The organism is Dorea formicigenerans, assembly GCF_025150245.1.
Lineage (GTDB): Bacteria > Bacillota > Clostridia > Lachnospirales > Lachnospiraceae > Dorea > Dorea formicigenerans.
Window position 1 is genome coordinate 1,757,094 of record NZ_CP102279.1, and the last position, 22,699, is coordinate 1,779,792.

Annotated in this window: 22 protein-coding genes; 2 read left to right on the forward strand and 20 right to left on the reverse strand. The window is 42.4% G+C overall.

Going from position 1 to position 22,699, the window contains the following annotated elements; genetic code table 11:
- Positions 1 to 69: 69 nt before the first annotated feature.
- The 10 genes from NQ560_RS08635 to uraA form a co-directional block, all read right to left on the reverse strand.
- On the reverse strand, positions 70 to 966 hold the full coding sequence (locus NQ560_RS08635) for a bifunctional riboflavin kinase/FAD synthetase (RefSeq protein ID WP_005331042.1): 897 nt from the start codon (positions 964 to 966) through the stop codon (positions 70 to 72).
- Entirely contained in the window at positions 967 to 1,881 is a 915-nt protein-coding gene (gene truB, locus NQ560_RS08640) for a tRNA pseudouridine(55) synthase TruB (protein WP_005331043.1), read from the reverse strand.
- A 2-nt stretch (positions 1,882 to 1,883) separates the two neighbouring features.
- Positions 1,884 to 2,837 carry a DHH family phosphoesterase gene (locus NQ560_RS08645; protein ID WP_173789360.1) on the reverse strand — a complete coding sequence of 318 codons (954 nt, stop codon included), beginning with the start codon at positions 2,835 to 2,837 and terminating at the stop codon, positions 1,884 to 1,886.
- Entirely contained in the window at positions 2,821 to 3,210 is a 390-nt protein-coding gene (gene rbfA / locus NQ560_RS08650) for a 30S ribosome-binding factor RbfA (RefSeq protein ID WP_040015293.1), read from the reverse strand. Before rbfA ends, NQ560_RS08645 begins: the two co-directional genes overlap by 17 nt.
- A gap of 41 nt (positions 3,211 to 3,251) precedes the next feature.
- The gene (infB, locus tag NQ560_RS08655) at positions 3,252 to 6,056 is read right to left on the reverse strand and encodes a translation initiation factor IF-2 (RefSeq protein WP_005331047.1); all 2,805 of its coding nucleotides are present in this window, start codon (positions 6,054 to 6,056) and stop codon (positions 3,252 to 3,254) included.
- A gap of 14 nt (positions 6,057 to 6,070) precedes the next feature.
- A complete protein-coding gene (locus NQ560_RS08660; RefSeq protein WP_005331049.1) occupies positions 6,071 to 6,394 on the reverse strand; it encodes a L7Ae/L30e/S12e/Gadd45 family ribosomal protein in 324 nt (107 codons plus the stop codon).
- A complete protein-coding gene (gene rnpM, locus NQ560_RS08665; protein WP_005331053.1) occupies positions 6,381 to 6,635 on the reverse strand; it encodes an RNase P modulator RnpM in 255 nt (84 codons plus the stop codon). Before rnpM ends, NQ560_RS08660 begins: the two co-directional genes overlap by 14 nt.
- Positions 6,636 to 6,667: 32 nt before the next feature.
- Complete coding sequence (gene nusA, locus NQ560_RS08670; RefSeq protein ID WP_005331054.1) at positions 6,668 to 7,873, reverse strand: transcription termination factor NusA; 1,206 nt, start codon at positions 7,871 to 7,873, stop codon at positions 6,668 to 6,670.
- Between the two features lie 18 nt (positions 7,874 to 7,891).
- The gene (locus tag NQ560_RS08675; protein WP_005331056.1) at positions 7,892 to 8,365 is read right to left on the reverse strand and encodes a ribosome maturation factor RimP; all 474 of its coding nucleotides are present in this window, start codon (positions 8,363 to 8,365) and stop codon (positions 7,892 to 7,894) included.
- Positions 8,366 to 8,582: 217 nt separating this feature from the next.
- The gene (gene uraA, locus NQ560_RS08680; protein ID WP_005331067.1) at positions 8,583 to 9,839 is read right to left on the reverse strand and encodes a uracil permease; all 1,257 of its coding nucleotides are present in this window, start codon (positions 9,837 to 9,839) and stop codon (positions 8,583 to 8,585) included.
- Positions 9,840 to 9,930: 91 nt separating this feature from the next.
- On the opposite strand from uraA, the gene NQ560_RS08685 reads away from it, so the two are divergent.
- Positions 9,931 to 10,173, forward strand: coding sequence for a hypothetical protein (locus NQ560_RS08685; RefSeq protein WP_040015294.1), 243 nt, complete (start codon positions 9,931 to 9,933; stop codon positions 10,171 to 10,173).
- A gap of 19 nt (positions 10,174 to 10,192) precedes the next feature.
- Here the strand turns inward: NQ560_RS08685 and nudC are convergent, their stop codons facing one another.
- The 5 genes from nudC to gpr all read right to left on the reverse strand — a co-directional run bounded on the left by nudC (position 10,193) and on the right by gpr (position 17,721).
- Positions 10,193 to 11,065: an NAD(+) diphosphatase gene (gene nudC, locus NQ560_RS08690; RefSeq protein ID WP_040015319.1), complete on the reverse strand. Its 873-nt coding sequence runs from the start codon at positions 11,063 to 11,065 to the stop codon at positions 10,193 to 10,195.
- Between the two features lie 76 nt (positions 11,066 to 11,141).
- Positions 11,142 to 13,382, reverse strand: coding sequence for a DNA gyrase/topoisomerase IV subunit A (locus NQ560_RS08695; RefSeq protein WP_005331071.1), 2,241 nt, complete (start codon positions 13,380 to 13,382; stop codon positions 11,142 to 11,144).
- A 17-nt stretch (positions 13,383 to 13,399) separates the two neighbouring features.
- A complete protein-coding gene (locus NQ560_RS08700; RefSeq protein ID WP_005331072.1) occupies positions 13,400 to 15,322 on the reverse strand; it encodes a DNA gyrase/topoisomerase IV subunit B in 1,923 nt (640 codons plus the stop codon).
- A gap of 107 nt (positions 15,323 to 15,429) precedes the next feature.
- On the reverse strand, positions 15,430 to 16,650 hold the full coding sequence (spoIIP, locus tag NQ560_RS08705; RefSeq protein WP_005331073.1) for a stage II sporulation protein P: 1,221 nt from the start codon (positions 16,648 to 16,650) through the stop codon (positions 15,430 to 15,432).
- A gap of 90 nt (positions 16,651 to 16,740) precedes the next feature.
- A complete protein-coding gene (gpr, locus tag NQ560_RS08710; protein WP_005331074.1) occupies positions 16,741 to 17,721 on the reverse strand; it encodes a GPR endopeptidase in 981 nt (326 codons plus the stop codon).
- 186 nt (positions 17,722 to 17,907) lie between these two features.
- On the opposite strand from gpr, the gene rpsT reads away from it, so the two are divergent.
- Positions 17,908 to 18,171, forward strand: a complete 264-nt coding sequence (gene rpsT / locus NQ560_RS08715; protein WP_040015295.1) for a 30S ribosomal protein S20 — start codon at positions 17,908 to 17,910, stop codon at positions 18,169 to 18,171.
- Positions 18,172 to 18,333: 162 nt separating this feature from the next.
- Here rpsT and NQ560_RS08720 read toward each other — a convergent pair whose 3' ends face one another.
- The 5 genes from NQ560_RS08720 to NQ560_RS08740 all read right to left on the reverse strand — a co-directional run bounded on the left by NQ560_RS08720 (position 18,334) and on the right by NQ560_RS08740 (position 22,680).
- Positions 18,334 to 18,975, reverse strand: a complete 642-nt coding sequence (locus NQ560_RS08720) for a phosphoribosyltransferase (protein ID WP_005331076.1) — start codon at positions 18,973 to 18,975, stop codon at positions 18,334 to 18,336.
- A 363-nt stretch (positions 18,976 to 19,338) separates the two neighbouring features.
- Positions 19,339 to 20,358 (reverse strand): ketol-acid reductoisomerase, encoded by a 1,020-nt coding sequence (ilvC, locus tag NQ560_RS08725; protein WP_005331077.1) that lies wholly within the window; start codon positions 20,356 to 20,358, stop codon positions 19,339 to 19,341.
- Between the two features lie 42 nt (positions 20,359 to 20,400).
- Positions 20,401 to 20,898 (reverse strand): acetolactate synthase small subunit, encoded by a 498-nt coding sequence (gene ilvN, locus NQ560_RS08730; RefSeq protein ID WP_005331079.1) that lies wholly within the window; start codon positions 20,896 to 20,898, stop codon positions 20,401 to 20,403.
- Positions 20,899 to 21,025: 127 nt separating this feature from the next.
- Positions 21,026 to 21,946 carry a ComEC/Rec2 family competence protein gene (locus NQ560_RS08735; protein ID WP_005331080.1) on the reverse strand — a complete coding sequence of 307 codons (921 nt, stop codon included), beginning with the start codon at positions 21,944 to 21,946 and terminating at the stop codon, positions 21,026 to 21,028.
- A gap of 74 nt (positions 21,947 to 22,020) precedes the next feature.
- Positions 22,021 to 22,680 (reverse strand): DUF1847 domain-containing protein, encoded by a 660-nt coding sequence (locus NQ560_RS08740; protein ID WP_005331081.1) that lies wholly within the window; start codon positions 22,678 to 22,680, stop codon positions 22,021 to 22,023.
- Positions 22,681 to 22,699 lie beyond the last annotated feature (19 nt).

The following is a 22,699-nucleotide window of genomic DNA, read 5'->3' on the forward strand; positions in this document are numbered from 1 at the left end:
TTACCGAACACCGGCTAACTCACTCGACTAATATATCATATCTGTCTCGTATTGTAAAGTACTATTTTTCTAGATTTGAAAATACTGTCTGCCACTGGCGATATCTTTATCCACGCGTGCTTTCAGTTCTTCTTTACTTTCAAATTTCTGCTCCGGTCTGACGAACTCAATCAGTTCCACCATAACTTCTTTTCCATAAGCATCTGCTTCATAATCAAATAAAAATGTCTCAAGCCACACTTTTTCTTCGTTGGATACTGTCGGTCTGACTCCCACATTTGCAATACCATTATATCCATAACCGTCCATATACGCCCGGCACAGATACACGCCTCTCGGCGGTATAATCTTGCGCTTCGGCCATGCAATATTCATCGTTGGAAATCCAAGTGTTCTTCCAAGTTTATGTCCATGCTCTACCGTGCCGCAGATTCCATAAGAATAACCCAGAAGTCTGCCGACCAGATCCATGTTTCCGGTTCCCAGTATCTTCTTTGTGTAGGTACTGCTGATAATATGATTCTCATACCGTATCTTTTCCAGAACGATCAGACGGTATCCATATCTTTCCTGATACTGGGCAAGCATATAGATATCTCCTTCTTTATTATAGCCAAACTGGAAATCTGTACCTACTACTACATAAGCTGCATGAAATGTTCCGATGATAATATTCCGGATAAAATCCTCAGCTCTCATCTGACGGATTTCATCTGTAAATGGACAGTCGACCAGATAATCCACCTCATCCTCCAGATGAATCTGCCGTTCCTGCGGAAGCATCAATAGCGCCGGTGAATCCATATCGAACGCACATACTACACTATCTACATCATCTTTGTCCTGCAGTTTTTTCACTGTGTCAACGAGCGTCATATGCCCTTTATGAAGTCCGTCAAACTTTCCAAATGTCACTGCTGTCTTTCTGGCATTGTCATAATGCTCAAGACCTCTGATATACTGCATCTATTTTTCCTCTTTTATATAAAACATTTTCCGTATCCGGTACTCACGTTCTTTCTCGTGATACTGATACACCCCAATAAAATCTTCTACATCATCATATACCCTGACATACGCTTCGTCCAGAATATTTTCATCTTTCCGGACATCTCTGTCTTTGATCCCATTACCATTATACGCAAGTCTCGCCGCTTCTCCCGACACAATAATGCTCGGATAATCTGCGAACATTTGATCAATTGGAATCAGTATTTCTGACAGTCTGTCTTCTTTCTTTAATACCTCGATCTGTGCAAGTGTCAGACTGTCCTTTATCTCAAATCTGCTTACCTTTGTTCTTGTAAGCTTTTCCATACATGCACCACATCCAAGCTTCTGCCCGATATCGTGGCACAGTGTACGGATATATGTTCCTTTTGAGCAATGAACCTTCATTGTCACCCGTGGCAATGCTATACTTAGGATTTCAATATCGAAAATCTGTACCCGTCTTGCCGCACGCTCTACAATCTTGCCTTCTCTGGCAAGCTCATAAAGCTTCTTGCCGTTGATTTTAAGCGCGGAATACATAGGTGGAACCTGATTGTAATCCCCCACAAAATCTAAAACTGCAGCCCGGACCTGTTCTTCTGTAAGCTCGTCTGTCTCACTGCTTTTTAGTATCTGTCCGGTTGTATCCTGGGTATCTGTCTCCACACCCAGAAGCATCACAGCCTCATAGACTTTGTCTTTATCTGTCAGCATATCGCACAATTTTGTTGCACGTCCCAGACATACAGGCAGCACACCGACCGCATCCGGATCCAATGTGCCTGTGTGACCAATTTTCTTCTGTCCCACAATTCCACGAAGCTTTGCAACCACATCATGAGAAGTAAATCCCTGCTCTTTATATACATTTATAACTCCGTGTATCATGCCTATCCTTTCAACTGCTCATCAATGCGCTCTGCCAGATTATTCAGAATATCCTGCGGCGTACCTGTCATAGTAACTCCAGAAGCTTTTTCATGTCCACCGCCGCCAAAATATCCTGCAATCTTGCTTACATCAACTTCATTCCCAGAACGAAGGCTGACTTTAAATACATTCTGATCCAGCTCATACATAAAAATAGCAACTTCCACGCCTCTGGTATTACGGAGCTGGCTTACAATCCCGTCAAGATCTTTTGGCTTTACACCATAGAAATCCATGACTTTCTTACGAATATAGGAGACGATACATTTTCCTTCCATGAACAAAAAGCTCTCCACCAGTGCACGTCCGAAAATCTGCATTCTCGCATAAGATTTTTCATAAAATGTATCCATAATAAGATCTGCCGCATCAATTCCAGTCTCCAGAAGTTCTGCCGCCGCACGAAATGTAGATGGTCCGGCACAGGAATACTGAAATACTCCTGTATCATGTACGATTCCTAGATACAGTGCTTCTGCAATCTCTTTTGTAATCTTATCTTTATCAATCAGATTGTAAACAAGCTCTGAAGTGGAGCTTGCATCTGGTACAACATAATTATCCTGTGCAAAACAGATATTGCTGACATGATGATCAATACAAAGTGTATGTCCTGCACTTACGAACAGTGGCACAGAAAACTCCAGTCTTCCGGTATCTCCACAGTCCAGTACAATGAACAGATCATAATGTTTACTCTCGTCAATCTCATGTAAAATCTCATCCGTCCCTTTGATTCTGTAAAATGTAGATGGGATTTCCTCCAGAAAAACGTCCACTTCTTTGTCTGGATAATTATTTTGGATATACTGATACATTGCCATACAGGATCCGACACAGTCGCCATCCGGACGCACATGTCCTCCGATGGCGATTGTTTTTGCCGGTTCCAGAATCTTATTCAGATTCAACATCTTCATCACCTTCTGTGTTCAGATCTTTTGTTACTTCATCAATCTTCTTGGACATGTTAACACCATACTCAATAGACTGATCCAGAATGAACTGAATCTCCGGAGTGTTTCGCATATTCAGAGTTCTTGCCAGTTCGCGGCGGATAAATCCTTCTGCACTTCTCAGTCCTTTGATCGTATCCTCCTGCGCCTTTACGTCACCGAGAACACTGATATATGCTTTACATGTCTTAAGATCTGGTGCCACCTCGACTGCTACAACAGATGTCCACGGAGCTACCCGCGGGTCCTTTAAGCCCCGGCGGATAATCTCACTGAGTTCACGCTGTACTTCAATGTTCACTCTTGTATTCTTAATACTTCTTTTTCTCAATTTCTATTCCTCCTAAGAGAAGGCTTTTCACATGATTTCCCTTATCTTGGAACCTCTACCATCTTGAAGGCTTCTACAAGGTCACCCTCTTTGATATCATTGAAGTTTGCAAATACGAAACCACACTCATAGCCTGCTTTTACTTCTTTTACATCATCTTTGAAACGTTTCAGAGACGCAAGCGGTCCTTCAAAGATCACAATTCCATCTCTTGTCAGACGAACTGAGCAGTCACGCTCAAACAAGCCATCCAGTACATAGGAACCTGCAATAGTTCCGACACCGGAAGCCTTGAATGTCTGACGCACTTCTGCATGACCAAGTACTTTTTCTTCGAATACCGGATCAAGCATTCCTTTCATAGCTGCCTCTACATCCTCAATCGCATTATAGATGACACGATACAGACGTACATCTACGCCCTCTCGCTCTGCTGTTTCTTTTGCAGTTGCATCCGGACGTACGTTAAATCCAATGATAATTGCATTAGATGCAGATGCAAGGCTGACATCAGACTCATTGATTGCACCAACACCACCATGGATTACTTTTACAATAACTTCGTCGTTAGACAGCTTCAGAAGGCTCTGTTTTACAGCCTCCACAGATCCCTGTACATCAGCCTTAACGATCAGATCAAGTTCTTTTAAATTACCTTCCTGAATCTGTGTAAACAGATCATCCAGGGAAAGTTTTGACTTTGTATCTTCAAGAAGTTTCACTTTATTCTGAGCAATAAATGTCTCAGCAAAGCTTCTTGCCTCTTTTTCATTCTTACAGCATACTACAACTTCTCCTGCATTCGGCACATCATCAAGTCCAAGAATCTCTACTGGAACAGATGGACCTGCCTCTTTGACACGTCTTCCCTTGTCATCCATCATAGCTCTTACTTTACCATGTGCAGAACCTGCTGCAATTGCATCTCCGACACGGAGTGTACCTTTCTGCACAAGCACAGTTGCGACCGGACCTCTTCCTTTATCAAGCTGTGCTTCCAATACAAGACCTCTTGCACGGCGGTTCGGATTTGCTTTTAATTCCATAACCTCTGCAGTCAGAAGGATCATTTCCATCAGTTCTTCCAGACCTTCTCCTGTCTTAGCAGATACCGGAACAAAAATAGTACTTCCACCCCAGTCCTCTGCAATCAATTCATACTCTGTCAATTCCTGTTTTACACGATCAACATTAGCACTCGGTTTATCAATCTTGTTGACAGCTACAATAATCTCAACACCTGCAGCTTTTGCATGGTTGATAGCCTCAACAGTCTGTGGCATGACACCATCATCTGCTGCGACAACAAGGATTGCGATATCTGTAGAACTTGCTCCACGCATACGCATTGCTGTAAACGCCTCATGTCCCGGTGTGTCCAGGAATGTGATTTTTTCTCCATTTACCTCTACAACAGAAGCACCAATGTGCTGTGTGATACCACCAGCCTCTCGGTCGATGACATTTGTCTGACGGATAGCGTCCAAAAGGGAAGTCTTACCGTGGTCAACGTGACCCATGACACAGACTACAGGTGGACGTTTTTTCATCTTGCTTTCATCCTCTTCGTCCTCTTTAAGAAGTTCTTCAATCACATCAACAACTTCCTCTTTTTCACAAAGAACATCAAACTCCAATGCGATTTCTTCAGCTGTCTCGTAATCAATTTCCTGATTGACTGTTACGATTTTACCCTGCATGAAGAGTTTCTTTACAATAACCGAAGGAACAATCTTCATCTTATCTGCAAGTTCCTGAATCGTCAGAACCTCTGGAATCGTGATAGATTTGATCTGCTCTTCCTGTTTCTGCTCTTTCTTCTCCGGTTTCTGAAGCTGAGTCTTTGGCTCATTCTTGCCCTTCTTACCTTTTCCTACGCGGTCTTCGTCATGGCGGAAGTCTTTATCTTTCTTCTTAAAGTCATCCTTACCTTTTCCTTTGTTTCTCTGTGGCTTCTGACCTTCCACGATTGGCTCTGGAATTGCCGGACTGTTCTTGCGGTTGTCACGTCTGTCATCACGTCCACGATTATCACGTCTGTCATCACGTCCGCCCTGATTACGATTGTCGCGTCTGTCATCTCTTCTGTCATCACGTCCGCCCTGATTACGATTGTCGCGGTTATCTCTTCTGTCATCGCGTCCGCCCTGATTACGGTTATCGCGTCTGTCATCACGTCCACGATTATCACGTCTGTCATCACGTCCGCCCTGATTACGGTTATCGCGTCTGTCATCTCTTCTGTCATCACGTCCACGATTATCTCTTCTTTCGTCGCGGTTATCACGATTTCCCTGAGAACGGTTTTCTTTTCTTTCCTGCTCTTTTTTCTCCTGTTCCAGTCTCTTCTTCTGCGCGGCTGCAGCTGCTTCTGCCTCATGCATCTGCTGAACCTGTTGACGGATTCTGTCCGGACGTGGACGAATTGGCTGGGATGGTCTTTCATCTCTTACTTCTTTGCGTCCATTCTGGGATTTTCCATTTTTATTTCCACCGTTTGAACGGTTATCTCTCTTATCATCACGTCCAGTCTGAGAACGGTTATCGCGTCTGTCGTCACGTCCCTGACCCTGACGCTTTCCACCCTGTCTTCCACCACTCTGGGTGTTCTGCGGGCGGAATACCTGGACGATTTTTTTCTTCTTTGGTGCGTCAGATTTTTCCTCTTCTGCTTTTTCGGCATTTGCCTTTGGTGCAAATGCTTTTCTTACCATATCTGCTTCTGCCTCGTCGATGGTACTCATATGTGTCTTGGCTTCCACATCCTTTTTATTCAGGAACTCAACAAGCTCTTTGCTCGGCTTATCAAGTTCTTTCGCTAACTCATATATTTTGATTTTTGACATATACACTACCTCCTCTATGCAACCGTATTATCTTCTGTCTTCATCTGCTTCATAATTTCCTTCGCAAAACCTTCGTCCAGTATTGCAAGAGATGCCCGGAATTCCTTTCCCATTGCATGCCCCAAGGTATCTTTATCTTTATAAAAATAGATTGGCACTTCATAAAATTCACACATATCCCGGAACTTTTTCTTTGTATTTTCGGAAGCATCTCCTGCCACAATAACAAGCGCTGCTCTTCCTGTCTTTACTTCCTTTTCTGTACAGAACTCTCCGCTGGCTGTCTTACCTGCCCGCGTTGCAAGCCCGACGAGTGATAAGATCTTATCTGGTTTCAAGCTCTGTCATCTCCTTTTCCAAAGACTCATACACTTCCTGCGGAATTGCCTGCTTAAAAGATCTCTCAAGGCCCTTACTTTTCACTGCCTTTTTCAGACATTCCTGATTTGGACAAATGTATGCGCCCCGTCCATTTTTGCGTCCGGTCGCATCTAACAGAAATTCTCCTTCACTGGTACGGATCACACGGATCATTTCTTTTTTATTCTTCATTTCCTGACATCCCACACACTGACGCATAGGAATCTTTTTATTTGCTCCCAATGAGATTCTTACGCCTCCTCACCGTCTTCTTCCGGCTGAACATTAGCTTCTGTTTCATTTTCCGCTTCTGTATCTACTTCTACATCTGCGTCCTCTGGATATTCTTCATTCTCATCATAAACATCTTCTTCGTACACACCTTCGCCCAGTTCCATATAGTTCTCTGGAAGCTCACCGGACTCAATTGCCTGTGTCTCGCTCTTGATATCGATCTTATATCCAGTCAGTCTTGCTGCCAGTCTTGCATTCTGTCCTTCTTTACCGATTGCAAGGGAAAGCTGATAATCCGGTACAATAACGCTTGCTTTCTTCTCATCCGGATCAGCCATAACAGAAATAACTTTTGCAGGGCTTAACGCATTCTCGATCAGGATTGCCGGATTATCGCTCCAGTTGATGATATCAATCTTCTCGCCGCGAAGTTCATTCACGATCGCATTGACTCTGGCTCCGTTCATACCAACACATGCTCCGACCGGATCTACATCCGGATCATTAGACCATACCGCAATCTTTGTTCTGCTTCCGGCCTCTCTTGCAATACTCTTAATCTCTACGATTCCGTCTCTAACCTCTGTAACCTCAGACTCAAACAGTCTCTTTACAAGTTCCGGATGTGTACGTGATACAAGAATCTTCGGTCCTTTTGTTGTATTCTTTACTTCTACAACATAGAGCTTGATGCGCTCTGTTGGTTTGAACACTTCACCTTTGACCTGCTCATTCTCTGTCAGCATAGCATCTGCTTTTCCAAGGTTGATACTTACATTCTTACCTACATAACGCTGAACGATACCTGTCACGATATCCTTCTCTTTCTCAAAATACTGATCATATACCACTTTCCGCTCTTCCTCGCGGATTTTCTGAAGGATCAGGTTCTTTGCATTCTGTGTTGCGATACGTCCAAATGATTTGGATTCGATTGGAACACGAACGATATCGCCGAGGTCATAATGTCCATCTAACTGGCTTGCCTCGTCAAGACTGATCTGCTCAAGCGGATCTTCTACAGTCTCAACAACTGTCTTCTCTGCAAAAAGCTGGTAATCACAAGTATCATGATCCATAATAACTTTGATGTTATCTGCTTTACCAAAATGATTCTTACATGCATTTAACAGGGAATTCTCAATTGCATCTAACAGAGTCTCTTTGCTAATTTCTTTTTCTTTTTCCAAAATATTCAACGCTTCTAATAATTCTGTGTTCATAGTAATTCTCCTCCTAATCTAAAAATCGAACGCCAGGCGAATAAGCGCAATATCGCCTTTTTCAAATGTCTTCATAGTTCCATCTTCCAGTTCTATCGTAACTGTTCCTGCCTCATAGTCATAGCTGTCAAGAAGTCCTGTGAATTCTTTCTTCTTGTCAACCATACGGTAGGTACGTATCTCAACTTCTTTTCCAAGATTACGTTTATAATCTTTCTCCTTCTTAAGAGGTCTTCCAAGTCCAGGAGAGCTGACCTCCAGAACATAAGAATCTTCAATAAAATCTTTTTCATCTAAAATATCTGATAATCTGCGGCTTACAGCTTCGCAGTCGTTCACTGTAATTCCGCCCGGTTTGTCAATGTAAGCCCGCAGATACCACATGCTGCCTTCTTTTACATACTCTACATCTACCAGTTCAAATTCCAGTTCCTCCATGATCGGATTCAGGATTTCTTCCGTCTTCTGCTCATAAATTTCTCTTTTTGACAATGTTCTAATTTCCTCCTTACTGTGTCAAAGACTTCTTGTCTTTTTACACACCCATGCAACAAAGAAGAGTGAACTTACGTCCACTCTTCTGCCGATTCCTATGTTACTATTCCAATAGTATAGCACTACAAACCCTAAAAATCAAGGCTTTTTTATATTTACATCAATCTTTTCCAAAGACTTTTCCAGCGACTACGCTGCGATTCCCCTTAAGTCTTTAATCACGATCGTTCGTAAGTTTTAACTTATCCAGTATATAAAAGATCAGACTCAGAATCATGGCAACTACACACGCCAGTACCATTCCCGTAAGCTGTACATCCCCAAAATTTACTGCAATACCGGAAAGTCCTGTTACAAACACAACACTTGTCAGTGTCAGGTTTCTGGATTTACCATAGTCTACCTGCGCGTCTACAAGAATCCTAATTCCGGAAGCTCCTATCATTCCATACAAAAGGAAGGAGATTCCTCCGATGACCGGTCCCGGAATCGTCTGGATCAGCATGGACAACTTCCCGACAAAGGAACAGATAATGGAAAGCACTGCTGCCCCTGCAATAACGCGCACGCTATATACCTTTGTCACTGCCATAACTCCGATATTCTCACCGTAAGTCGTTGTCGGGACGGAACCGATCAGACCTGAAAGCATCGTTGAAAAGTTATCTCCAAACAGAGATCTGTGAAGCCCCGGATCCTTTAACAGATCCCGTCCGATAATCTTGCCGGTCACAACCTGATGTCCGATATGCTCTGAGGTAATAACAAGTAATACCGGAAGGATCATAAGAATTGCTCCCATATCAAACTTTGCAGGTTGGAAGTTTGGCAGGGCGAACCAGGAAGCTGCTGCTACCTGTGAGAAATCTAAGATTCCAAGACAGAACGCTGCCACATATCCTGCAATAACTGCGATCAGGATTGGGATTACAGATAAAAAGCCACGGAATAAAATATTTCCAAATATCGCAACACCAAGTGTCACTAAAAATACAATTACATTTTTCATATCCGGCTTGTCGCAAAGAAGTCCCGCATTGCTTGCTGCAGAGCCGGATAACTCCAGTCCGATCAAAGCAACGACCGGTCCCATAGCTGCAGGCGGCAGAACCACGTCAATCCATTCTGTTCCACATTTATAAATAATAAAAGAAAGAATACAGCCGCAGAAACCGACTGCCACGAATCCTCCCAGGGCATAGGAATAACCCATTTTACTAATAACGATTCCTGCCGGTGCAAGAAATGCAAAGCTGGAACCTAAGTATGCCGGCGCCTTCCCCTTGGTCACTGTCATAAAAATCAAAGTTCCCACACCGTTCATAAATAACACAATTGCCGGATTGATCCCGAAAATGAACGGTACAAGCACAGATGCGCCGAACATGGCAAACATGTGCTGAATGCTGAGCGGCAAGAGCAGCTTAAATGGCACCTTGTCCTCAACCTGAATGATCTTCCTCTCACTCATCTTAAATCCTCCTCATAGTTTGGTATTGAAACCACATTTTTTCTATTGTATAATGAAACATCATAAAAACAAAGGAGATTTTAAAATATTTATGAATTTTAATCAGATTGCAATGCTCCAGAAGTTAAAAAGCAGCATGGATCGTTTCCGCAACAATCATCCGAAGTTTCCACTTTTCTTAAAAGCCGTCGTTGGAAATGCACTGGAAGAAGGAACCCTTGTGGAAATCAATGTCACAACTCCTGAAGGGAAGAATTACTGTACGAATTTAAAATTAAAACAGGAAGATCTGGAATTTTTCCAGACATTGAGTGAAATGGGAAGCCAACATTAATGTCAGCTTCCCATTTTCTTTATATTGTATATCCGTCACGAAACACCATCATCATCTCGTTAGTCAGACTGATGTCGTCCGGCTCTGCCGGAATCTGATTCCGTTCGAACCATTCGGCAAGTGCCAGTTCATTTTCATCTAATTTCACCTGATCCGATCCGTCAAGCTCGCAGAAGAATCCCATCAGTAATGTATCTGAAAATGCCCACGGCTGATTCTTATAATAAGTAATATTCTTTACTTTTAAACCAACCTCTTCCATAACCTCCCGGCTCACAGTCTCTTCCAGTGTTTCACCAATCTCTGTAAATCCCGCAAGAAGTGCATATTTCTTATATTCCCGTCCTGCATACTTGGACATCAAGATCCGGTCACCGTCAATAACTCCAATAATCACAGCCGGACAGATCTTCGGGAATTCCATCAGTCCACACTTCGGACATTGCATCATCCGTTCCACATGATCTGGCTTCATCACATTTCCACATCGCCCACAGAACTTGTGATCCTGATACCATCTGGCAAGCTGCCAACCTGTGATTCCTGCAAAGGCCTCATACTTTGGAGATACACATCTAAACTCTTGATGATCGATCCACTCGTATCCCATCTGTTCAGATAATATACCGACATTCTCTTTTTTTCCAAGATAATAGCTTTTATCGTCTACTGCAAATAAATATGTATATTCTGTATCTTCTGCCACATCTTTAGGCATACACTTTTTCAGTTCTTCATAAGTCGGATATGCGATTTGATTCTCGTTCCCGCCAATTCCTTTTCTCACCAGAACCTTTCTGCCATCATAATATAAAAATCTGCTGCCTGCATCCGGTGCTTTTTTCTGTCCATACTGATTATTCAGTTTATGTGGTGCAATATCCTGAATCATTTTTGCTGCCTTCTTTCCTGCTGTATCTTGCTCTCTTATAAATGCCCCGGCATGATTGATGCCTGAGTTTTCACTCTTAACTCCTAGCCTTCGTTCCGGTCCCGTCACGTTTTGCAACCTTCAGCCGGTTCAACGTCAGTTCCCGGTCACCGTATGAAATCTTGTGTTCCGTTCCTTCATAAAAGAGATAAATCTGTTCCAGCTCATCATTCTTACGAAGCTTTATGCCACGGACTCCCACAGCCGCTTTCTTCTTCTCGGCAACTTCCTGAGCTGAAAAACGCAGAAAATATCCATCTTTTGTCTGAAGGACTACATGCTGGTCATCAGTAATGACTTGAACACTGATCAGCTCATCATCCTCCTGAAGCTTTGTTGCTGCAATGGTACGTTTTGCCACCTGGAACTCATTTCCCTTTACTTTCTTAATCATCCCCTGCTTCGTTGCAAATAATAATTTCGCATAACGAAGCTGTAATTCGTCGCACATATATACGACCATTTCCTGTGTACTGTCATAATTACTTACATTGTCGATTGGCTGCCCCTTATCACGGAACTTTCCATATGGAAGATCGAGCACTTTAATCTGATGCATCTTGCCGGTATTGGTAAATACACACAGTTTCCCGGTATTAATGCAGTTTACGATCCATTTATTCTCTGCATCTGCTGCCTCTTTATTTCGCTCGTAAGTTGCCACATCCACTGTCTTGGCATAACCAAAACGATCCATCAGGAATACTACTTCCTGTTCTTCTACTTTCTTTTCTTCATAGACAGCCTCCTGGCCATTCTCTACAACAGTGCGGCGTTTGCGTGCATATTCCTTTTTGAAATGCTCCAGATCTTCAATGATAACTTCTGCCATAGAATCATAATTATTCAAAATATCTTCATATCTTGCAATATTTTTCAGAGTCTCCTCATGTTCTTTCATCAGCGCTTCAATTTCCAGACCAATGAGTTTGTAGAGACGCATTTCCAGGATTGCATTTGCCTGGCGCTCAGTAAAACGGAGCATCGCAGCCATTTTCCTGGAAATCCCGGATTTAAATTTGATATTTTCGGTGATTCCCTGTGTCAGACAGGCTCTTGCATCGGCCACAGACTGACTTCCCCGTAGGATTTCAATGATCAGGTCAATGACATCACACGCTTTGATAAGACCTTCCTGAATTTCTTTTCTGTCCCGCTCTTTTGCAAGCAATGTCTTATATTTTCTTGTTGCCAGTTCGAACTGGAAATCTACATGGTGCTCGATAATCTTCTTAAGCCCCATAGTCTCTGGACGTCCGTCTGCAACTGCCAGCATATTTACCCCGAAAGTATCTTCTAATCTTGTCTTTTTATAGAGCATATTGGTCAGATTTTCAACATCTGCTCCTTTTTTCAGCTCAATAACAATGCGGATTCCTTCCTTTGAAGACATATTGGAAATGTCTACAATATCGTTTGTCTTCTTTGTCTCTACAAGCGCACAAACATCATTTAAAAACTTGCCGATTCCGGCTCCGATCATCGTGTAAGGAATCTCAGTGATGACAAGACGCTTCTTGCCACCTTTCATCTCCTCTACTTCCACTTTACCACGGACTTTGATCTTACCCGCACCAGATTCATAGATTTCAAGAAGGTCATCTTTATTGACAACAATTCCTCCGGTTGGGAAATCCGGTCCTTTGATACATTTCATCAATTGCTTTGTGGAAATGTCTTCATGTTTCATATACGCTTCTACCGCATCAATGACTTCTGCCAGATTATGCGGCGGAATACTGGTCGCCATACCAACTGCAATACCATCCGCTCCGTTGATCAGAAGATTCGGTACACGCACCGGAAGAACTTCCGGTTCTTTCTCCGTCTCATCAAAGTTCGGCATAAAGTCTACAATATTCTTATCCAGGTCAGCAAGATAAGCTTCCTGCGTGATCTTTGCAAGTCTTGCCTCTGTGTAACGCATTGCGGCTGCTCCGTCCCCTTCAATGGATCCGAAGTTACCATGTCCGTCCACCAGTGCCATTCCTTTTTTAAACTCCTGTGCCATGACAACTAATGCATCATAGATAGAACTGTCACCGTGCGGGTGATATTTTCCCATCGTATCCCCAACGATACGGGCACATTTTCTATATGGTTTATCATAACGGATACCAAGCTCGTACATATCATAAAGCGTACGTCGCTGTACTGGTTTTAGTCCATCCCGCACATCAGGAAGTGCCCTGGCAATGATAACACTCATGGCATAGTCAATGTAAGACTTCTTCATCAACTCACTGTATTCCGTTCTGATAATCTGTGAATCCTGCATATTTTCTCTCCTAAATTTTATATGTCAAGCTCCGCTTCTGTCGCGTTTTCATAGATAAATGCACGTCTTGGCGGTACTTCTGTTCCCATCAGCATCTCAGTCACACTGGACGCCATTCTTCCATCCTCAATCTCTACTAATTTTAAAAGTCTTGTCTTAGGATTCAGTGTTGTCTCCCAAAGCTGGTCTGCGTCCATCTCTCCAAGACCTTTATAGCGCTGCAGAGTAAATGGACCATCATGGGTTTTCCTGTATTTTTCCAAGGCCTTGTCATCGTACAGATACTCTTCCTCGCCTTTCTTCGGCATAGCCTTATAAAGCGGTGGCATGGCAATATAGACATGTCCCTCCTGAATAAGCTCCGGCATAAAGCGGTAGAACAACGTCAGAAGCAATGTGGAAATGTGTGCACCGTCCACGTCAGCATCAGCCATAATAATAATCTTGTCATAGCGCAGTTTTGTAATATCAAAATCATTGCCGTAGCCCTCGGAAAATCCACAGCCAAAAGCATTGATCATAGTCTTGATTTCCGCATTTGCAAGGACTTTGTCGATGCTTGCTTTCTCCACGTTCAGAATCTTACCCCGGATCGGCAGGATTGCCTGATACATACGGTCTCTTGCTGTCTTTGCAGATCCTCCGGCAGAATCTCCCTCCACAATAAATATCTCGCATTTTGATGCGTCGCGGCTCTCGCAGTTGGCAAGCTTTCCGTTGCTGTCAAAAGAATATTTCTGCTTCGTCAGAAGATTCGTCTTCGCTTTTTCTTCTGTTTTACGGATTTTTGCAGCTTTCTCCGCACAACCGATGACATTTTTCAGGGTCTCCAGATTGCGGTCAAAAAAACGAACAATTTCCTCACCGACCACCTTGCCAGTCGCCTTGGATGCATCCGGGTTGTCCAGCTTCGTCTTCGTCTGACCTTCGAATCGCGGATCCGGATGTTTGATGGACACGATCGCTGTCATTCCATTTCGCACATCCGCTCCTGTAAAATTAGGATCCTTATCTTTAAGAATTCCAAGTTCTCTTGCATACTGATTAATGACTGTTGTAAATGTTGTCTTAAATCCGGTCAGATGTGTACCGCCCTCACTGTTATAAATGTTGTTACAGAATCCAAGAATATTTTCATGGAACTCATTTACATACTGGAATGCAACTTCCACTTCTATTCCGTCTGCCTCACCTTTAAAATAAACCGGCTCATGGACAGATTCTTTTTTTGCATTTAGTTCACGGATAAATCCAAGAATTCCGTCTGGCTCATGATAAACGATATGCTCTGGTTCTGTGTCTCTTAAATCTTCAAATATAATCGTCAGGTTCGGATTAAGGTAGGTCGTCTCATGCATACGGCTTTTGACTTCCTCTGCTTTGAACTTCGTTTTTTCAAATATCGTATCATCTGGCAGAAAGTTAACCTTCGTTCCGGTCTTTCTTGTCTTCCCGAGTGTCGGAAGAAGTCCATCTTCCAGTTCAACTACAGGAATACCTCTCTCATACCGGTCATGATGAATATATCCATCACGACTGACCTGCACATCCATATAAGCAGACAATGCATTTACAACTGAAGAACCAACTCCATGAAGACCACCACTTGTCTTATAAGCAGAGTCATCAAATTTACCACCTGCATGCAGTGTCGTATATACAATTCGCTCCGCTGAAACGCCTTTTGCATGCATACCGACCGGGACTCCTCGGCCATTGTCCGAAATTGTCGCAGAGCCATCTTTTTCCAGAGTTACATGAATCTCCGTACAAAATCCGGCCAGATGTTCATCAACTGCATTGTCTACAATCTCATAGATCAGATGGTTCAATCCTTTCGTCGATACACTTCCGATATACATTCCCGGTCTCTTCCGAACTGCCTCAAGTCCTTCCAGGACGGTAATACTATCTGCATCATAAGTGTTGTTCTTTGCCATTTCGTCAGTTCCTTTCCATTTTTAAACATACTATTTAAAATATAGCACAAAACAAAAAGACAGGCAAATAAATTTTCAAGACGTCAGCGCAAGCTTTTTCAAGCTTTTCAGGGTGTCAGCACCCGACTCAGCACATCTGCCAGTACTTCCATAGCATTTCTCATCTCTTCTACTGTATTCGTCTGTGCTCCTGCCTCAATAAGCATTGCCTTCGGTGCCAGATCCAGATTATACCGGTAACTTTTCAGATAAATATGCCTCGTAAAACCAGGATAATATCTTGCTGCCATAAGCTGCATCTGAAAAGACGTTGCCAGATTATCCTCACGGTATGGATTATTCAAATATGCTATCTCTCCATTTTTCCTTGTCCGGCTAAGACCATTAAAAAACATGATCTGAGCGGTTGGTTTCCCATTAATTTCCGTCACCAGATGTGTGCCCTGCGCCACGCCATCTCGATGCAGATCAATCACCACTTCAATGCTTGGATTATCTTTTAAAATCTGCCGGACATCCGGCTCTGCAAGCTGATAGGCCCGGCTGCGATCCAATTTCCCATCAATCAGATCATAAATGCCCTCATGATGAAGCGTCTCAATTCCCCTTGCATTCAAAAGCTCTGTCAAATATGTACCTATCCCCATAATTGTCGTAGAAGTGTCTCCATCAACAGAATCAGCAAATGCCTCCTGGGAATGTGTGTGATAAATCAGTACTTTTGGTCCTCCTGTTGTCATATCAAGCGCCAGATTCTTCTCCAGAAACTTCCCTGCATTCAGTTCCTCCGGACCGGTCATAGTTGTCCCGTCAACGGTGTAAAATGTTCCCACCAGATATTCATAATCATTTAACTGATTCATATCAATGTCCTGAACCGGTGTACTGGCTAATACTGCTGCATTTTCTTCTGGCACCCCAGCCCCAACTGATTCTTGCATACTCCCAGCCGGAATCAGATTGCCGTTCTCATCGATAGCATTTTCATCATTTGCCTGATTTTCCAGAATCATAGTTCGTGTCAATGTATCTTCCACGGTTGTTTCCGGTTCTTCATGATTTCGAACATATTCACTGATTGGAACGAAGCTTAAAACACTTTTTTCAATTCTTCCCGTCAATGTGTCTTTCCGCCCCTCTTTTACATATGTAAGTCCCGGAAGCAGCCAGTTTGCCGCCTGCTTCAGGACATTTTGACTTACCAAGCCCAAAAAAATATTTCTACCCCTACTTATTTTTACATTTTCTATATCTGTAAATGCATAAATCAGCAGCATCCCTACGATCAATAGCATCAGTATTCGATTTCTTTTCTTTTTTTCTTGCATTACACCGCCCCGTGTGCGTCTTAGTTCTAATAATATATGATGCAATGGGGGTTCTTATGTGCATGTCCTTTCAGAAATCCAAAATATCTTCTATTCAAAACTTTGCCCTGAAAACGCAAGATTCAGCCCCTCTGAGATGGTGTAACTCAGACGTTTTACTGTCTCATCTATATCTTTCGGTGTCATAAACATACTGTTCAGGTTTGGTGCGATCAGTTCTTTGATCAGCTCATACTTCTCTGCTTCGCTGTATCCTCCTAGCACAAGTCCGACTCCTTTTAACGATTCTGATGTCTCCAGTGCTGACAATAGATTTTCCATCGTATCACTTACAATTGTCACAGCATCAACAACTGTCGGAACTCCGATTGCAATTACCGGAACTCCAATTGTTTCTTTTGTAATCGCATTCCGGTAATTACCGACACCGGAGCCTGGGTTGATTCCGGTATCAGCAATCTGGATCGTCCGGTTCAGTCTTCTGGAATTTCTCGCAGCAAGGGCATCAATTACAATTAAAAGATCTGGCTTGGTCTCCCTCACCACACCCTTTATAATCTCCGCTGTTTCCATTCCGGTCTGTGCCATCACTCCTGGAACTATGGCACTGACCACACAATTCATCTCTTCTAGTGCTGCATATTTCCCATATTCTTTCACAATATGTCTGGTAACGTTCAGATTATCTGCCACATAAGGACCAAGAGCATCGGGTGTCGCCTGACGATTTCCAAGCCCTATGACCAGAACTTCCTTATCATGTTCACTTTCCGGTATGATTTTTTCCATAACTTCTATCAGATATTTTGCCAGTTCTTCTGAAACCTCCCGGTGGATTCCCTCATCCGGCGAAGATAAATTCGGGGCTTCAATCGTCAGATATGTTCCGACTGGTTTCCCCATAGTCTTCGCACCATTTTCGGTTTCAATCCGTACAGTCGTCACCCTAATTTCCCGCTCCTTATCATATTCTTCCTCCAACACAACTCCTTGTACCTCCACCTGGTCAGACTCAAAACGTTCCTTCTCTTCCAATGCCAAATCTGTCCGTATGTTATATTTTTCAACCATGATTTTCTCCCCCTTTCACCTGCAAGCACTATTTTTATACTAGTTTTTACAATATTTCCATAATTATGTATTGACAGAATAAGTCAGCTGGTCTAAAATGAATGAGTGTGTTCGAGAGAACGTCCGTGTCCGGATCTGTCGAACTGATCATTATAATCGAAATCATAGATATTGGAGGTGGACAAATTGGCTAATATCAAATCCGCAAAGAAGAGAATTTTAGTAAACGAGACAAAGGCTGCTAGAAATAAAGCAATCAAGTCTAAAGTTAAAACTTACGTAAAAAAAGTTGAGACAGCTGTAGAGAAGAAAGATGCAGCAACTGCTGCAGTAGCTCTTAAAGAGGCGATCGCTGAAATCAACAAAGCTGGAAGCAAGGGTGTATACCACAAAAACACATGCTCTAGAAAGATTTCCCGTCTGACAAAAGCTGTTAACGGAATTGCTTAATTCATAGAGAAACATTGAAAGACAACCATACCGTCATGTGGTTGTCTTTTTTATATATATAATAGAAAATTGCACTTCCACTAAAAAGAGCCGGAAATAAATGCTCGCATCTTTCTCTCCGACTCCTCATCTTATTATTTAACAGATACTCCTGTTCTATTTCTATAATTTTGAATATCCAAAACTGTTGACAATTGCTTCTACTCTGTCACCTGCTTCACACATTGGGCACTTATTCGGCTCATATGCATGATATGCCGGAAGATCTTTGCTTGTGAAAATTGTCTTTACTTCCATGCCTGCTACTTTTGTTACAGCACTGAAGATAGAACATACTCCACAAATCGTTCCTCCATAATATAATACAGAATCAATAGCACGCTTAATCGTCTTTCCAGTCGTAATGGATGCTGCCAGCACAAGTACCTGCTGATCTTTGATCATTCTCTGTTGATTATCACGGAACATAATCTGCCCCAATCCGTTATATTCCGGTGTGATCACAGAAATATTATTCTTATGGCTCAATGCCATATGTGTGCTGTCTGCCAGCTGTTCAGCCAGAAATGCTCCAATCACACTTGTCTCATCCAGGCATACAATCGTATCTACATATGTACTTGTCACGTACTCCTGCGCCAGTACTTTCGCTGCCTCTCTCGCATTGTTATGACGAATCTTTACTGTTGACATATCAATATAAGTATCCAGATGTGAGTTGCTTGTAGCAAAATGTCCTTTCATAATCTTGATACGCGCTTTTGGATTTTTCGTCGACCGCAGATTCTCTAATCTTTCATCCATGTCTCATACCTCCCTTGATGCTTGCTGTTTCCAGTCGTTCGTAATCATTCGATTCATTCTGCCGCATTTAAAATTGGTATCGAACTTTTTACTTTATGTTTTATTCTATCATATATGTATGTAATTGAAAACTAAAATTATAATTTTTTGTGTATTTTTCACATACAAAAGCATCCTTCAAAATTACCCACATAATCCTTATTCACACGTATGACTTTCTGCGAGAGTTCTTTATATAATAGGAATGCTTTTTCCGATTATACAAAAAAGAAGCTCTGCGTTCCTGTTACGGTTCGTAAAGCTTCTCTTATCTCTTATGTCAAATATGTAAGATCAAGTCTGATTCTATGCTGCAAATCTCGATTAGTTGTTGATCAGTTTGTCTTCTCCATTCCAACTGTACAGCTTTCTAACTTCAGCTCCAACTTTCTCTGATGGGTGCTCAGCTGCAAGCTTTCTCATAGCCTGGAAGTGTACCTGACGTCCTGCCGGAGACATGTCAAGTAAGAACTCTTTTGCAAATGTTCCGTCCTGGATATCAGAAAGAATCTTCTTCATAGCTTTCTTTGTATCCTCTGTAATAATCTTAGGTCCTGTTACATAGTCACCATACTCTGCAGTGTTAGAAATAGAATATCTCATTCCAGCGAATCCTGACTGATAGATTAAGTCTACAATCAGTTTCATCTCATGGATACACTCAAAGTAAGCATTTCTCGGATCATATCCTGCTTCGCAAAGTGTCTCAAATCCTGCCTGCATAAGTGCACAAACACCACCGCAAAGGACTGCCTGCTCACCGAAGAGGTCTGTCTCTGTCTCTGTTCTATATGTTGTCTCAAGAAGTCCTGCTCTTGCTCCACCAATTGCAAGACCATAAGCTAATGTTCTGTCCCAAGCTTTCCCTGTAGCATCCTGCTCTACAGCGATAAGGCAAGGAGTTCCTTTTCCTGCAAGATACTCGCTACGAACTGTGTGTCCTGGTGCCTTAGGGGCGATCATTGTTACATCTACGTTCTTAGGTGGTTTGATGCATCCGAAGTGAATGTTGAAACCATGAGCGAACATTAACATGTTTCCTTCCTCAAGGTTTGGCTCGATGTCTTTCTTGTACATATCAGCCTGTAACTCATCATTGATAAGAATCATGATAATGTCTGCCTGCTTTGCTGCCTCTGCTGCTGTGTATACTTTCAATCCCTGCTCTTCAGCTTTCTTCCAGGATTTACTTCCCTCATAAAGACCTACGATTACGTCACATCCGGACTCTTTCAGGTTCAGAGCATGAGCATGTCCCTGACTACCATATCCGATGATAGCAATCTTCTGTCCTTCCAGTGCTGATAAATTACAATCTTCCTGATAAAAAATTCTTGCTGCCATTTTGACATTCCTCCTAATAAATATGTAAATTTAAATTGGTAACTACTCGATAAATGTGACATCCTTGATTCCTCTTGACAGTCCGGCAATTCCGGTTCTGGCAAGTTCCAGGATTTCATAACCATCCAGGAGCTGTAAGAACGCTTCCAGCTTCGACTGGGTTCCTGTAAGCTCAATCACGAGAGACTCTCTCTCTGCATCAACAATCTTTGCACGAAAGATATCAGCAATTGAAACAATCTCTGACCGCTGCTGTGCATTGGCACGGATCTTAACCAATATCAGTTCACGATATACGGATTCTTCCGGCTTTAAGACCTTCACTACGATCACGTCTTCCAGCTTGGCAATCTGCTTTTCAATCTGAGATAAAATAATCTCATCTCCACTGGATACAATCGTGATTCTCGTAAATCTTGGATCTGCCGTCACACCGGCTGTAATACTGTCGATGTTGTATCCTCTTCTTGTGAATAGTCCGGATATTCTACTTAATACTCCGGAATTGTTATCAACTAATAATGAATAAACTCTCTGCATAATGCACCTCTTTCTTGTATCTTTTCAAAAACAGAGTGCGTTCTGTTTTTAAATAATAGCAATATCTCACGTATTTGTCAAGTATCTATCTTATCTTTTCTAAGAACTTTTTATCTTTTTTTGATTTTTACTCTTTCTCACTGAACCAGGAAATATTCGTTCCGTCACTCGTTGCAATAATTGTTCCAAGCAGATCTGTGCGGTAAACCTGCACATCATCGTTATTCAGGCGCTCCAGCGTCTCCTGATGCGGATGTCCATAAGAATTATCCACGCCACAGCTGATAACAGCCCATGTTGGGTTCGTTGCTTTTAAAAACACTTCACTTGTAGAAGTTCTGCTTCCGTGGTGTCCGCATTTTAACACATCACATTCCAACGCACTTCCAAATCTCTTCACCATTGCGCTCTCAGATTTCTCACTGGCATCTCCACACATGACAAAAGAATTCTCTCCATGCACCAGTTTAATTCCTACTGAAGCATCATTGGTATCATCTGAACTGACCAGATCCGTTTCCGGACAAAGCACAGTAAATGTCGCATCTCCAAATCCGAACTCTTCGCCGACTTTTGGATGCTCTACCGGAACATTTTCTTTCTCAATATCATCCATAACCTCTTCATAAGTCATTGTATCATTCGCCACATCCGGCATAATAACCTGTTCTACCTCAATCTTCTCCAAAACATCATCGCCGCCACCTATATGATCGGCATCCGGGTGTGTCAGGATCAGATAGTCAAGCTTGTCTATGCCCTGTTGATTCAGATAATCCACCACATCTTTTCCTTCATGGTTATTCCCAGCATCAATCATTGCATTATGACCTTCTGTCTGAATAATTGTACAGTCACCCTGTCCTACATTAAGATAGGTCACTTTCATCTGACCGGTCGCAACCGTATCTGCAATGTTTTGTGCAGGCTCACCAGACATTCGTTCCATCAAATTCCCACGCTCCGCAAATCCGCCAATCAATGCAAGAATCAGCATGATTGCCGCAGGAATTCCTTTTAGATTCTTATTCTTTTTTCTTCTAGCCATACTTACTTTCGCTCCCCTTATGTAATTTTCGCTCCCCTTTCATTCAGGCCTTGAAATCCATTTTTCGCTTCAAATTATTGTTCTTTTTCTCCTGACACCGGATCAGCCATCAGTTTCTTGTAATACGCTTTTGTCTGATACAATGCTCCAACCGGATTGTGTGCAAGCACGCGGTCTTTTGTCACCAGCGTTGTCGTCAGTGTGTGTGTATATTTATAAAACAAACTATCATGTCCGACGCATAATCCAACTACAACATTAAAATCTGTCCCGGCTTTCTCCAAAAGCTTTGCCTGCATAATCGGATTACACAGCGCATTTCCTACTTGCGTTGTATACTCTTTTCTTACTCCTATATCCGTCTTATTAAATGCTCCAGCCTTACAAAGTGCTGCATATGGTTCAAAACCGTTCTTTCTCAAAATCTGAGCAAATATACGACTTTCTTCAATCAATCCAATACATGTTGCAATTCCAATCTTATGAAAGCCCATCCGCTTTGAAAATTCAATGATTTCCTCTACTCTCGTATAACGGCAATAAAATTCAGCTTCAATCTCTGCTGAAATCACAGAAACTTTATTGTTCTCTTCATCTTCAAGATATAGTTTTTTAATCTCCTCCAGCTCTTTTACATCAAAATTTGTAGTCAGACAGAACTCCGGATATTCCTTATCTCTCTTGGCACAGTTCAATACGCCACAGTTAACACATGATTTTTCAAATTCTCCCATTGTACATTCTCCTTCCAGC